Genomic DNA, 301 nt, shown 5'->3' on the forward strand with positions numbered 1-301 from the left:
ATTGAGGTTTCTAAAGACCCTCGATTCGGTAACACACACGCCTTGATTCTTTTCGAAACTCCTCAAGAAGCTCTTGAAGCAATTGAAGGTGGTGTTGAAATCAAAGAATTGAACGTTGGTTCTATGGCTCACTCAACTGGTAAAACAATGGTTAACAACGTATTGTCAATGGACAAAGATGACGTTGCAACCTTTGAAAAATTGCGTGACCTTGGCGTTGAATTTGATGTGCGTAAAGTACCAAACGATTCGAAGAAAGACTTGTTTGAACTTATCAACAAGGCAAACGTTCAATAAATCG

The 301-nt window shown here is 39.2% G+C and carries 1 protein-coding gene; it reads left to right on the forward strand.

What is annotated here, in order from left to right:
- The coding region (locus C1G53_RS01830) for a PTS system mannose/fructose/N-acetylgalactosamine-transporter subunit IIB (RefSeq protein WP_161941346.1) at positions 1–297 on the forward strand (297 nt) is incomplete at its 5' end.
- Between the last annotated feature and the right edge of the window lie 4 nt (positions 298–301).

Origin of the sequence: Streptococcus suis (assembly GCF_002960445.1) — a bacterium.
Taxonomy (GTDB): Bacteria; Bacillota; Bacilli; order Lactobacillales; family Streptococcaceae; genus Streptococcus; species Streptococcus hyiners.